Origin of the sequence: Anaerobacillus arseniciselenatis (genome assembly GCF_001865995.1) — a bacterium.
Classification (GTDB): domain Bacteria; phylum Bacillota; class Bacilli; order Bacillales; family Anaerobacillaceae; genus Anaerobacillus; species Anaerobacillus arseniciselenatis.
In genome coordinates this window covers 35690-49946 of record NZ_MLQQ01000005.1, presented here as the reverse complement: position 1 = coordinate 49946, position 14257 = coordinate 35690, and the positions used below count along the sequence as shown (strand labels likewise).

Genomic DNA, 14257 nt, shown 5'->3' with positions numbered 1-14257 from the left:
ACGACTTAACGCAACTACATATAGTTACTTAATGGCGATGATATTGAATTATGAAATTCATTAGCTTTTGCTGTTATAACTATATTCTTTTTTTATTTATCACACAAACTGTATATTCTTTAGAATTCGAATAAAAAGTACGTACAGAAAAAACTGTACAACGTATATAGATTGAATGCTTATAAATGCTACTATATCCTCCCATTTACGGTAGAGATGTAAACTTTTAACTTTATTTTTCCTTTGTTACACTACTATTAATCAATGAAACTGGTTGGAGGAGGAATGATGGATAATAACGTTCAAGAATTACAAGACTATGAAAAATTAAAGAAAGCACGAGATCGCTTTGTTAGTGAAGTTGCTAAAAATATTCATTTATATGATATATCTCATTCTGTCGGGAGGTTATATGGAACGGTTTTCTTTTCCGAAGATGCAATGACATTAGACGAAATGAGCGATGAGCTAGGCATGAGTAAAACTAGTATGAGTACTGGGATTAGGTCATTAGTAGAGGTCAACATGGTTGAGAGAGTTTGGGAAAAAGGCATAAGAAAAGATTTGTATAAAACGGAGGATGATTGGTATAAATCATTTTCCAACGTTTTTATTAATAGATGGAGAAATGCGACTGAACAAAATACAATCGCCATCCAAGAAACGAAGGAAATGCTACACGAATTAAATGATACAACAGGTAGCGATCATTTAAAGCAGTTAATTAAAAGTGATTTAACAAAACTTAAACAGGCAGAAGCTTACTATACATGGTTAGATGATGTAATTTCTTTATTTGAAACAGGAGAAATCTTTGATATTGTACCGAAGCGAGAACCTAATTAAGTTGGTTAGTTGGATAGTTGGAAAGGGCAGTGCTCGACTTTTACATTATAAAAGGTGAATGTATGGTCATTAGGGTTGTATAAAAAAAGTCGGGGGTATTTTCCTGAACGAGCCTCATAAACTAGATAGAGGGGTGCTCCTGCGGTTACTCGTCGCAAAGCTGCATGATGAATTCTCTAAGGAGTTTCACATGATGTGATTGAGGTCAGTAGCTTTACAGCGAAGAGAAGGAAATTGTCCGACTTTTTCATGCTAAAAGGTGCCGGTATGCGGTCATGAGGGTTTTGTATGTAAAGTTGTAGGAAAGACTAGAGAGATTAACTCTTTAGTCTTTTTTTATTGTAAAATAATGTTACAATTTAAATGGCAATTAAAGAATTTCATAATTATTTATTTAACGCCTAACGCCACTAGGGTTCTAAATCGATGGGACTAAAATCGTTCTCAACAAGGTGTAGTTGGATGTGGCTAGTTTGTTGGAATTATGAAATTCATTAATAAAGGAAGTAATTTTTATAAATTTTAATGTAACTTTTTTTATAAAAAATCGACTAGATTAGTAAGGGGGAACGTAAAAGGTGAATCATGAATTTGAACGCTTGTACGAAACTTATCACCACGCATTATTTCAGTTTTTATTTTATATGGTTCGTAATCGTCAAGTGGCTGAAGAATTAGTACAAGAAGTATATATAAAAGTACTCAATTCCTACTCATCTTTTAAAGGAGATAGTAGTGAAAAGACTTGGCTTTATTCAATTGCACGACATGTTGGGATTGATTGGATTCGTAGCCAAAATCGAAAGAAACGGAAATTTTTAGGGGTCTTTGAGTTATCTGAAAAAGAGTACCAAATTAAAGATGAAGATCCTTTACCGGAAGAAATTGTTGAAGAGCGCGAAGAAATGAAGCAAGTGTATGACGCCCTTCGAAAATGTACATTAGACCAACAACAAGTAATTATTTTAAGATATATAGAATCTCTTTCAATAAGTGAAACTGCAACGATTTTAGGTTGGTCAGGAAGTAAAGTGAAAACAACACAACATCGAGCGATTAAAGCGTTGAAAGAACTCCTTAACGTTAATGAACAATCAGAATTAAAGGAGGTGGGAAAATGAAGCGATCCTCTAATTGGGATGAAAAAACGATTGAAAGTCAACTAAAGAAGATGCCGAAAATTGAGGATAAGCAAAGTAAAGAAGCCTTATTCGAACGGATTCAAGAAAGACTTCAAGAAGATGAGGTGAAAGTCCGCAAGAAGAAAAGCTGGTTTATTCCCGCCGTTGCATCTGCTGCTGTTCTATTCTTATTACTATTACTCGTCCCATCGTTTTTAAATGAAACAGAATTTGCAACCGATGTTCCAGAAATGGGAGACGATGCAAATTTAATGATGGAAATAAATGATCACCCTGAAGAAGAAGCAGATGTAGCTAGAACAGAAGAGGCACCAGGAATTCAAACTACAGAAGAAGTCAATAATGGGTATTATTTAAGTGCTGGTCAACCGATTGACGAACTTGAATTTTCAGGAGAATTAGTGACACTAGCTGTTGTGGCGCATTATCCAAAAGGGGAGATAGTCATCCCAGTAACAGTGTTATCTGAAGGTGATAATGTATTGGATAGATTTATGGTAGCAAAAGATTTATTTTCTGGAGAAGCGTTTGGAATTGGGAGTTTTCCTAAGATCGAAATTAACTCTGTTACTGAAGAACAAGAAGGAGTAGTCGCTATAGACGTTCCTAGTAATAGCTTAGAAAATTTAACTTCAGCGGAGAGTACAGTTTATAGCTTAGCATTACAAGAAACATTTTCGAAATTAGGTTATGATCAAATTCAATTCACTTCTGATGGTGAGCAAGGTGTATTTTGGGGACAACATGGAATGTTACAGACGATGGAATTACAAGGGCCAAGGCGAGGCTATTATGTTTTTCACACGGATACAGGACATCAGTTTTTAATAAATGGTAGAACGGTGAGTGATCCACTTATTAATGCTAACTTTGATGATTTAAGTCTTGAAGAAGTATTACAGTTAATGCAACAAGGGGGCGAAAATAGTGCGTATAGTGCTTCGATCCCGACAGATGTTGTAATTACTAATGTCGAAAAAGAGGGCGATATCGTCACCGTTACTATAGATGAAAACTCAATTGACAGTTACCGTGAGGAATATTTAATCATGGTCGAAGCGATTATGTTTGCGGCACGAGATTTTGATATGAATTATGTTCAATTTGAAGGTTTAGATCAGTTATATCAAGTTGGACCTTATGTCATGAACGAGCAGATTGAAATTCCGAAGTATATGAATTTTATAAGGTGATTTAACAATTGAATGATGTGACTTCTTTTGGTAATTATGAAATTCACTTAATTGAATGAAAAATATAAATGTGAAAAAGCTTAGATGGTCGTGTCTAAGCTTTTTTAATTTGTTCAAAATTAAATGAATTTCATAATTCATTATTCTCACCACTAAGATCAATATATAGTTGCGTAAAAACCATTCGCAAACTATTGCTAAAAGTAGTCGTGCAAAATAAAACGGAAAAATCGCAAGTGAAACGAGGCGGATCGCAAGTAAAACAAGGAAAAACGCAAGAAAATTGAGGTTAACTCAATAAAAGAAGGTGCTAAAAGTAGTCGTGCAAAATAAAACGGAAAAATCGCAAGTGAAACGAGGCGGATCGCAAATAAAACAAGGAAAAACGCAAGGAAATTGGGATTAACTCAATAAAAAAATAACCTAAAGTTGTTTTTAACATTAAATTATTGTTATTATTACCATTATTAACCTCAAAATAAGAGGATGGTGATAGTTAATGGATTCTGTAACACACACTTTGTTTGGTCTAACATTATATGGAGCAGTAGATAAACGCGACTTCACAAAAGAAAAGAAACGTGCGTTGCTATTTACTACAGTAGTAGGAAGTCATATTCCCGATATTGATGTTATTTCAAGACTCTGGGATACGGAAGGTCAGTACCAAATGTGGCATCGTGGAATTACACATTCAATCTTCCTGGTTCCGGTTTGGGCTATTGTCCTTGCATTACTTTGTTATTTGTTTTGGAAAGTAAAAGATAGGCGCATCTTCCTTATGGGTGCACTAGCGGTATTTATTCATAATACGAGTGATCTGTTTAATGCTTGGGGGACGGGTTACTTTGAGCCTTTTTCACAAGCAAGAATTACTTTCGGGACGATACCGATTGTTGACTTTGTGATCTGGGCAATAATTTTAGGTGGATTTATCATTGCAAAGAAATCAAAGCTTGCTTCATTTCAAGTGTATCGATTTGTGTGGGCAGCGATTCTTTTACATTTCACTTTACAAACAGGACAGGGTTATATTATATACCAGCAACATAATGAATATTATGAACAACAAGCGCTTTCCGCTAGTTTTATACCTTGGAATTATACGTTAATCGGAAAAAGTGACGACACAGTAGAACTTATACAAGTTAATTTGTGGTCTAAACCAACTGTTGAAGAAGTGCTTATTAGTCATAAGGAAGCTGATTTAGATCATTTATTTGCCCACAACCCAGAAGCGAAAACTCTATATGAATGGTCACCGTTTGTTGTAATTATTGAAGATGACGATCTTATCGGAATATATGACCCTCGTTTCTACAGAAATGGCCAATCATTTTTATTCGAGTATATTGAAAAACAATGAACAAAATCACGATAAGCAAAAAAGCGGCAGTAAAGCACGCTCCCTACTGTCCCTAAGCTATTTATAGATTGAAATGAAAAATCGAGCGAGAAAATAGTCGCTCGATTTTTTGACTTAAAATAAAGGCTTAGTAATAATTTTTTTAAGAAACTGAGCATTTGTTGGCGACAAATTTTGTATTTTGTAAATAATTGTGTTTTCCTGGGAAAGATAATGTCGTTTATTTACGTATTTTCCCATCTGAACATGACGATTAATGTCGTCGCCACCCCTGTCGCTGTAACGGCAATGACAGATAGAATTAATTCATCAAATGTAATTACAGTAAATCCGAGAAAAACGACCATTAAATCAAAGAAAAAAATGATGATGCCGACATTAGCTCTAATGAAGTCGGCGATCATTTGCGCTAATAAATCAAAGCCACCAGTACTTATGTCGTATAAAAACATCACACCTACCCCGATACCGAGAAGAACGCCACCAACTAACGCTCCGACAAGAGGATGTATATGTTCGACATCGAAGGTTAACCACTGAAAAACATCAATAAATAAAGAAGAGACTACAAAACCAACAATACTGTTATAAAAAAAAGTCCTGTACCAAATCCATGCCGCAATGTATATAGGGACGCTCAATATAATGATCGTAATTCCGATACTTACATCAAATTTATAATGAAGAATTAAACCTAAACCAATCATTCCACCATCTAAGATGTGAAAGGGAACAAAAAAGTTATTGACCCCAAAACTAATAATAAAACTTCCAGCTAAAATAGCTAGTAATCTTTTAGTGTCATTCATGTACAATCAACCTCATTTATAAGGACATGTTGTATTGTATGCATGACTATCTATTGAATATGTTTAAAATCTAAGCTGATGGATGAACAGGTTATCACTAAGTTCTCAAAATGTTTAATAATGAAGAGTTTCATATAAATAACGGACTAATAAGGCCGCTTACAAAAAATAATGGCGCAGAAACTAAATCATAGTTTCGAGCGCCATTTTTATATATACTATTGAAACTTCTTGATTCGATATTGTAAACTTTGCCTACTAAGTCCGAGTTGTTTTGCTGCTTTAGTTATATTGTGATCATGCTGTTCGAGTACTTTTTGAATATAATATTCTTCAAATTCTTCGAGTTGTTCTTTTAACGGCTCCGTGAACGGTTTATAATCATTTTTTTGAATCGGGTGAAACATTTCGGGGATGTCATCTTTGAATTGCATTTTATTTCGAAAATGACTTGGTAAATGGGAAAATTCTATCCGGTCCTCGTCAATAATTAAGTTCATTGCTCCTTCAATCACGTGTTCGAGTTCGCGAACATTTCCAGGCCAATCATAGTCATAAAATAACCGTAATATATCTTCGTTTACTTTGCGGACATTCATTTGAAATTTTCGATTTAAGTTTTGAATGAATAGATTTACTAGTAATGGAAGGTCGGCTTTACGTTTGCGCAAAGGTGGAATATGAAGCGAAACCACACTTAGTCGATAATAAAGGTCGTTTCTTAATCTACCTTCTTCGATGGCTTGATTAGGGTCTTCGTTAATCGTTGCTAAAATTCGTACATTAATTGGTGTATTCTTTGTATCGCCAACACGCCGAAGGCTTTTTTCTTGAATAACTCTAAGAAGTTTAGCTTGTAAATTGGTGCCTAAAGAGTTGATTTCATCAAGAAGGATCGTCCCGCCATCAGCTTGTTCGAAAAGTCCTGGGCGTTCTGTCGCACCGGTGAAGGCTCCTTTTTTAGTTCCAAACAATAGTCCCTCTATCAAACTTTCAGGCATAGCTGCACAGTTTTGACTAATGAATGGTTTTTGACTACGGTCGCTTCCGTGATGAATACTTTGAGCAAACAACTCTTTGCCTGTTCCCGTTTCACCAACAATTAACACTGACGAGGAAGTGCGAGTTGCTCGCTTTGCTTGCTCAATGACCTCTTTAATAGCAGTACTTTCACCGATAATTGAATCGAACGTATAAAAGCGTTCACCGGTGTTAGCACCGTTTTCACGAATGAGCTTTTCAAGTTTTGTTATATCTTTGGCAATTTCAATGGCGCCGATTACTTTTCCGTTTTCGATAATTGGGTGAGTATTGTTAATCGTCGTTATTTCTTGGCCTTTATTATTAAAGTACGTTTGTTTTTTGTCTTGGATCGTTTGTCCTTCAAGTAAAGCTTTAAGAAGAGTGCTATCTTGGTCTTCATAAAATCTAAAAACATCACGTAAATTTTTATGAATAACGTCTTCTACATGCATAGCCTCTATTTCCATCATTTTATTGTTATAAATAATCGTTTTTCCGTCCTCGTCGATGACGTGAACCCCGATATCAATTTCATCAATGACATGTTGATAATACTTTTCTAGCTTTTTTAATTGATGTGTATCTTTATAATCCTTCATAGATATCACCTACCGTCTTATAAATTTTTATGTAATTGAGTGGATTTAATAATTACCTATACTAAGGTATATACAAAACGTTCATGACGGCCCCCGTCACCATCTAGGAAGTAAATGCCGGCCGAATTCTCTCGCTTCGCTGTAAACCTCTATCGAGTTTTAGAGGCTCACTCGAGAAATCCGGCCGGTCATTTTCATACAAAACGTTCATGACGGCCTCGCCACCATCTAATATGAAAATTAAGGCGAGGACACGACCTAACCAACAAGCCAACAAACTAACTTTCATACAAAACCCTTATGACGGTAACGGTAACTGTCACCATCTGAAATGAAAAAGGCACATGACGACCATTCCGTCACCATCTAATACGGAAAAGGCGAATGATTTCCTTCACTTCGCTGTGACCTTCTAACGAATCTCAGAGGCTCGTTCACGAAATCATCCGCCTTTTTCATACAAAACCCGCATGACGGATACCCATCACCATCTAAAATGTAAAAGGCGGGTGCTTTCCCTCACTTCACCTTGACCTTCTTACGAATCTCAGACGTTCGTTCGTAAAAGCACCCGCCTTTTTTCATACAAATCTTGCCTTTAGAGTGATGTTTTTATTGTTTTATAACTCGTCTATGAGGGTAATTTAGCGATAAAGTCATCACTTGTTATTGCTTCTTTATTTATTTTACAGTAAAACAACAACAAACAGCAAAAAAAATTGGCGTTAGGTGCAATAACAGTTTGCTTAGCAAAAAAACTTTGCACCTTTTTAATAGTTTCATAGGCATTGTTAGCGTTTTCAAAGTTGGCACGATACTTGCAATTTTAAAAAGTGGAATTATAAAGATATTTCAGATAAAGGAGAGGATTTAACAATGGTAGTACCTTACAAACACGAACCATTTACAGATTTTACAGTAGAGGAAAACCGTAATGATATTGAAGCAGCTCTAAAACAAGTAGAGGCTGAGTTTGGTAAAGATTATGACTTAATAATTAACGGTGAAAGAATCGCTACAGAAGATAAAATTGTCTCTCTTAACCCATCAAATAAAGAGCAAGTGATCGGAAATGTTTCAAAAGCAAACATTGAGTTAGCTGAAAAGGCAATGCAGGTTGCTAATGAGACATTTAACACTTGGAAAAAAGTAAGCCCAGAAGCACGTGCTGATATTTTATTTAAAGCGGCGGCTATTGTTCGACGTCGTAAGCATGAGTTTTCAGCATACTTAGTACATGAAGCTGGTAAGCCGTGGAATGAAGCTGATGCAGATACAGCAGAAGGAATTGACTTCCTTGAGTATTACGCTCGTCAAATGATCGAGCTTAGCAAAGGTTACCCAGTTGAAAGTAGACCAATCGAACATAATAAACTTTCTTACATTCCACTAGGAGTAGGTGTGGTTATTCCGCCTTGGAACTTTGCGTTCGCGATTATGGCTGGAATGACATCTGCAGCAGTAGTAGCAGGAAACACAGTATTACTTAAGCCAGCAGAAACGACTTCAGTTGTTGCATATAAATTTATGGAAGTACTAGAAGAAGCAGGCCTTCCAAAAGGCGTTGTTAACTACATTCCAGGTTACGGATCAGAAATTGGTGACTATATTGTTGATCACCCACGTACTCGTTTTATCTCATTTACTGGTTCAAAAGCTGTTGGAGTACGTATTTATGAGCGTGCTGCAAAAGTTCACCCAGGTCAAAAGTGGTTAAAACGCGTTGTTGCTGAAATGGGTGGTAAAGACGCAATTATCGTTGATAACGATTGTGACCTAGAATTAGCAGCACAATCAATCGTTAAGTCAGCATTTGGCTTCGCTGGTCAAAAATGTTCGGCTTGCTCAAGAGCAATTATTCACGAAGATGTATATGATGAAGTATTAGCAAGAGCGGTTGAACTTACGAAAGAGTTACAAGTTGGTTCTCCTGTTGATTTCAATAACTTCGTTGGACCTGTTACAGACCAAAAGGCGTTTGATAAAATTACTGGTTATATTGAAATCGGAAAAGAAGAAGGAAAGCTTATGGCAGGTGGTACGGCAGATAATTCTAAAGGTTTCTTCGTAAACCCGACAATTTTTGCTGATGTTGATGAAAACGCACGTATTATGCATGAAGAAGTATTCGGCCCATTTGTTGCTTTCTGTAAAGCAAAAGACTTTGACCATGCATTAGAGATTGCCAACAATACTGAATACGGCTTAACAGGTGCGGTTCTTTCAAGAAACAGAGCGCATCTTGAAAGAGCACGTGAAGAATTCCATGTAGGAAACCTTTACTTCAACAGAGGTTGTACAGGTGCAATTGTAGGATATCATCCGTTCGGTGGCTTTAATATGTCCGGAACAGACTCAAAAGCTGGTGGACCTGACTATTTATTACACTTTACTCAAGCAAAATTAGTAACTGAGCAATATTAAAATTAGAAAGTGGACAAAAGAGGGTGGGACAAAAGTGTCTGACACTACGCGGATCCTACTAAATATAGACGTACAGATTTATCATATGTCTATATTTGGTGCCTAGCGGTGTCTGACACTTTGTTTTGTCCCACCCTCCACTTTTCTAATTAAACGTTTAATTAATAATGGGGGTACTTGCGATGAGCAAAACGAAACAAATCATCGATCAAACAGAACAGTACGGCGCGAGGAACTATCACCCGCTTCCTATCGTAATTTCAAAAGCTGAAGGTGTGTGGGTAGAAGACCCTGAAGGAAATAAATATGTTGATATGTTAAGTGCGTATTCAGCCGTTAACCAAGGGCACCGCCACCCAAAAATAATTTCAGCATTAAAAGACCAAGCAGATCGTATTACTTTAACTTCAAGAGCCTTTCATAATGACCAATTAGGTCATTTTTATGAAAAAGTCTCAGAGCTTACTGGAAAAAACATGGTGTTACCGATGAATACGGGAGCTGAGGCTGTTGAAACTGCAGTTAAAGCTATTCGTAGGTGGGCTTATTCTGTTAAAGGTGTTGCTAGTGACCAAGCAGAAATTATCGTGTGTGAAGATAATTTCCATGGACGTACGATGACGGCTGTTTCGCTTTCTTCTAATGACGAATATAAACGTGGCTTCGGCCCGATGTTACCAGGGATTAAAATTATTCCTTATGGCGATATTGACGCCTTAAAAGCAGCTATTACTGAAAATACGGCGGCATTTTTACTTGAACCGATTCAAGGTGAGGCAGGAATTATTATTCCACCTGAAGGGTTTTTGAAAGAAGCTTTTGACTTATGTAAGCAAAAAAATGTTCTATTTGTTGCTGATGAAATTCAGTCAGGATTAGGACGTTCAGGGAAAGTATTTGCGAGTGATTGGGAAAATGTTGTTCCTGATATGTATATTTTAGGAAAAGCACTCGGAGGCGGTGTAATGCCAATCTCTTGTGTATGTGCCAATGACGATATTCTTGGGGTGTTCGAACCAGGTTCTCACGGATCAACGTTTGGTGGAAATCCATTATCATGTGCTGTAGCAGTCGCTGCTTTAGAAGTCATTGAAGAAGAAAAGTTAGTTGAGCGCTCGCTTGAGCTTGGAAACTACTTTCAAGAAAAATTAAAGAAAATCAATAGCTCCATTATTAAAGAAGTTCGCGGCAAAGGACTTTTTATCGGTGTTGAGCTAACAGAGCCTGCTCGCAAATATTGCGAAGCTTTAAAAGAAAAAGGGTTACTGTGTAAAGAAACGCATGTTAATGTCATTCGCTTTGCACCACCTTTAGTTATTTCACAAAAAGATTTAGACTGGGCACTTGAGCAAATTACAGCTGTTTTAGAAGATTAATATAATCAATGCTTGCTTACTAGGAGGGCTTTTAATTACCTGCCCTCCACTGAAAAGAATCTAGTTCTTCAAATTTTTCTACTCTTTCGGTAGTGTGAATTTAGCAGTTAATTGAAGTGGTTTTTTGTAAGCGTTAACACACTGTGGGAAAGCTAGTTTTACAGAAAAGGCATAATGCCAAAAAAAATATATTTAATTAAAAGGGGTTTTTTATTATGGAAATGATTTTAAGAAATTTTTTCCTCTTTCTATCACAAAACAAACTATTAAATAAAAGTGCCAAAAAGTATGGATTAAAGTTAGGGGCAAAGCAAGTCATCGCTGGAGAAACGATTGAAGATGCGATTGAAACTGTACGCAAACTAAATGACAAAGGACTTATTTGTACGGTAGACCATTTAGGGGAATTTGTTTTTAATCGAGAAGAGGCGATTGAATCAGCAGACTATTGTGTAAGAACGCTTGAAGCGATCGCTGCATCAGGTGTCAATTGTAACTTATCGTTGAAGCTAACTTCACTAGGGTTAGATGTCGATCGCAATTTATGTCGCGATAATATGAGAAAAATACTCGCTACTGCCGAAAAGCATAATAACTTCGTTCGTATTGATATGGAAGACTACGCACATTTGGATGCAACGTTAGATTTATTAAACGAATTACGTCGTGAATATTCAAATGTAGGAACAGCAGTTCAAGCATATTTATACCGCGCTGAAAGAGATGTTGAAAATTTAAAGGGTACATCGATTCGCTTAATCAAAGGAGCGTATAAGGAGTCTCATAAAGTTGCGATCCAAGACAAAAACGAAATTGATGAAAACTATATGAAAATAATTAAGCAACACTTATTAAATGGTAGTTATGCAGCGGTTGCTAGCCATGACCATAACGTCATAGAAAAAGTAAAACAGTTTGCGAAAGAAAATAACATCCCAAAATCTCAATTTGAATTTCAAATGCTTTATGGCTTCCGCACTGATTTACAATTGGCGATTGCCAAGGAAGGCTATACAATGAGAATTTACGTACCGTTCGGTAACGACTGGTATGGTTATTTTATGAGAAGGCTTGCTGAAAGACCGCAAAATGTCGCTTTTGCAGCAAGAGGAATTTTTAATAAGTAAGAAAATCAACTATGTTGAAAAGAGGTATTTTGCATGAAAAAGAAAATTTCAATCATCGGTGTCCCGATGGACTTAGGGCAAAGAAGACGTGGCGTAGATATGGGACCGAGTGCGATGCGTTATGCTAATGTAGTGGAACGTCTTCAAGCTCTTGGTTATGAAGTTCATGATTTAGGAGATATCGAAATTGGTAGACCGAATGAATTTGATGTGATCGATGAAGATAATTTAAAAGATTTGAAAGAAGTCGTTAACGCTAATCAAACGCTTGCTGAAGCCGTTTCTAAAAGTGTTGTGAATGGTTCATTTCCGTTAGTGTTAGGTGGTGACCATAGTATTGCGATTGGAACTCTTGCCGGAGTGGCAGAGCATTATAAAAACTTAGGGGTCATTTGGTACGATGCACACGGTGATTTAAATACTGGAGAAACGTCGCCTTCAGGGAATATTCATGGGATGCCACTAGCGGTAAGTCTTGGAATTGGTCACCCTTATTTAACTGGCCTTGGTGGATACGCTCCGAAAATCAGACCAGAAAATGTTGTCATTATCGGTGCCCGTTCTTTAGATGATGGTGAAAAAGAGTTAATTCAAGAAAAAGGGATTAAAGTATACACAATGCATGAAATAGATCGTCTCGGTATGACAAGAGTAATGGAAGAAGCGATGGAATATGTCACGAAAGACACGGACGGTGTTCATTTAAGCTTAGACCTAGATGCCCTTGATCCGCACGATGCACCAGGTGTCGGTACACCTGTTCTAGGTGGAACATCTTACCGTGAAACTCATTTAGCGATGGAAATGCTCGCTGAAGCTGATATCGTTACTTCGGCAGAATTTGTAGAAGTAAATCCAATTTTGGACGATAAAAATACGACAGCGACTGTCGCGGTTGCCTTGATGGGATCGTTATTTGGTGAGAAACTTCTTTAAGTTAGGTTGTTTCCGTAAATATTGTTGCTTTTGGAGTCGTCTGTTGAGGATAAATAAGCTAATCGTAAAAAAAGTGTAGAGATGTATGTGGTAATTTCACCGCAAACCTCTACACTTTTTATTTGCTTAGTTTCAATTTTCTACTTTTGGCAATGGTCTAAAAGCTTTTCAATATGTTCTTCATTAAATTAATCATAATTTATTTTTCTCTAAAGGCTGCTAATAAAGAGAAGGATAAAAGTGCTGCAAGAACAGTTAGTTTTAAAAAATAGTTGGGGATTAATATGATCGTACTACCAACACTAGCTCCAAGTAAAAGAATGAAGCTATATAACGAAATCGCATAAGTCCGCTGACCAGCTCCATTTTTTCCAATTAGCTGTATAATCGCTGGAATAACGATAGCGACTCCAGCCACAAAAATCATCGACCCTAATGTTATTACATAAATATTTTGGCTCACACTACAGGCTAACCCGATTAATTGTAATGTTAATCCCGCGATCACAGCATTTACATAGCCAATTCGATTAGTAATTTTTTCAAAAAAAATAGTAAGAAGTAGTCCAACTAAACCGAAACCTCTAATCATAAGCGCGTTTGTAGCTGATAATTGCAACTCATGAGTAAAGTAGCTTTCTAAAGCCGTATAGTAAGCAACAAAAGATAAAAGAATTGTAAAAGTAATAAAGTAAAACCTTTTTAATCTAGGTTGAAAAGGTAGTTTAGCTAACACTTTAATAATGTTTCCGATAGATTTAGGATGGTTCGACTTTGACGGTCTAGGCAATTTTTTTATCGCATATATGAGTAGAACAAAATATAGTAACGCTAATGTAGCAAAAATCGCTTGCCATGAAAATACGATGTTGACGGTTGAACTAAGTAATTGTCCAAAGACACCAGCAGATAAAAATCCTGTATTAATCACAGCGATTGTAATGGTTTGGTGTTTTTCCTCAAGTACATTTAAGACGTAAATAAATGAAACGGGGGCAAACGAGGCAGCCCAAAAACCTTGAATCCCTCGAAGGATAATAAATAATAAAAAACTATTAATAAAGAAACAAGCCAACATTAAAATAATTAGCATAGCGAGCCCGGAACAAATCGTCTCTTTTAAACCGAAGCGCTCAGATAACGTCCCGAAAAAAATAAGCCCACAAGCATAAAAAAATGAAAACACACTTATTGAAAGACTAGCTTCCGATGTGCTTATCGTATAAGTATCACTAACGTTTTCTAACAGAGGTATCATTATATAAAGATTTGATACGATAAGCAATGCGAGTAAAGCAAAAAGAGTTAAAATATGATGGATTGAATATGTTTGAGCTATTTTTACTGTTTGGCTTTGTTCCATAAGTATCACCTATAAATGTTGTATATTGATCATAGTGGCGAGAATAATGAATT

11 protein-coding genes are annotated in these 14257 nt (G+C 36.4%); 8 read left to right on the top strand and 3 right to left on the bottom strand.

The genetic code is table 11. The features are described from left to right. Positions 1 to 288: 288 nt before the first annotated feature. The 4 genes from BKP35_RS06100 to BKP35_RS06085 all read left to right on the top strand — a co-directional run bounded on the left by BKP35_RS06100 (position 289) and on the right by BKP35_RS06085 (position 4547). Positions 289 to 846, top strand: a complete 558-nt coding sequence (locus BKP35_RS06100; protein WP_071312500.1) for a GbsR/MarR family transcriptional regulator — start codon at positions 289 to 291, stop codon at positions 844 to 846. Positions 847 to 1424: 578 nt separating this feature from the next. Continuing rightward, on the top strand, positions 1425 to 1967 hold the full coding sequence (gene sigX, locus BKP35_RS06095; RefSeq protein ID WP_071312499.1) for an RNA polymerase sigma factor SigX: 543 nt from the start codon (positions 1425 to 1427) through the stop codon (positions 1965 to 1967). Further along, positions 1964 to 3181 carry a GerMN domain-containing protein gene (locus BKP35_RS06090; protein ID WP_071312498.1) on the top strand — a complete coding sequence of 406 codons (1218 nt, stop codon included), beginning with the start codon at positions 1964 to 1966 and terminating at the stop codon, positions 3179 to 3181. The genes sigX and BKP35_RS06090 overlap by 4 nt, the downstream gene beginning before the upstream one ends. A 499-nt stretch (positions 3182 to 3680) precedes the next feature. Beyond that, a complete protein-coding gene (locus BKP35_RS06085; RefSeq protein WP_071312497.1) occupies positions 3681 to 4547 on the top strand; it encodes a metal-dependent hydrolase in 867 nt (288 codons plus the stop codon). Positions 4548 to 4771: 224 nt separating this feature from the next. Here the strand turns inward: BKP35_RS06085 and BKP35_RS06080 are convergent, their stop codons facing one another. Together BKP35_RS06080 and BKP35_RS06075 are read right to left on the bottom strand one after the other, a co-directional pair. After that, a complete protein-coding gene (locus tag BKP35_RS06080; RefSeq protein ID WP_071312496.1) occupies positions 4772 to 5356 on the bottom strand; it encodes a YitT family protein in 585 nt (194 codons plus the stop codon). A gap of 218 nt (positions 5357 to 5574) precedes the next feature. Further along, positions 5575 to 6978 carry a sigma-54 interaction domain-containing protein gene (locus tag BKP35_RS06075; RefSeq protein WP_071312495.1) on the bottom strand — a complete coding sequence of 468 codons (1404 nt, stop codon included), beginning with the start codon at positions 6976 to 6978 and terminating at the stop codon, positions 5575 to 5577. Between the two features lie 876 nt (positions 6979 to 7854). Between BKP35_RS06075 and pruA the strand changes: the two genes are divergently transcribed. From pruA to rocF, 4 genes are all read left to right on the top strand, one after another. Then, entirely contained in the window at positions 7855 to 9402 is a 1548-nt protein-coding gene (gene pruA / locus BKP35_RS06065) for an L-glutamate gamma-semialdehyde dehydrogenase (RefSeq protein ID WP_071312493.1), read from the top strand. 182 nt (positions 9403 to 9584) lie between these two features. Continuing rightward, positions 9585 to 10778: an ornithine--oxo-acid transaminase gene (locus BKP35_RS06060; protein ID WP_071312492.1), complete on the top strand. Its 1194-nt coding sequence runs from the start codon at positions 9585 to 9587 to the stop codon at positions 10776 to 10778. Between the two features lie 221 nt (positions 10779 to 10999). Beyond that, positions 11000 to 11905 (top strand): proline dehydrogenase family protein, encoded by a 906-nt coding sequence (locus BKP35_RS06055; RefSeq protein WP_211274599.1) that lies wholly within the window; start codon positions 11000 to 11002, stop codon positions 11903 to 11905. A 33-nt stretch (positions 11906 to 11938) separates the two neighbouring features. Further along, positions 11939 to 12841 (top strand): arginase, encoded by a 903-nt coding sequence (gene rocF, locus BKP35_RS06050; RefSeq protein WP_071312490.1) that lies wholly within the window; start codon positions 11939 to 11941, stop codon positions 12839 to 12841. 199 nt (positions 12842 to 13040) lie between these two features. Here the strand turns inward: rocF and BKP35_RS06045 are convergent, their stop codons facing one another. Further along, on the bottom strand, positions 13041 to 14204 hold the full coding sequence (locus tag BKP35_RS06045) for an MFS transporter (RefSeq protein WP_071312489.1): 1164 nt from the start codon (positions 14202 to 14204) through the stop codon (positions 13041 to 13043). Positions 14205 to 14257: the final 53 nt, after the last annotated feature.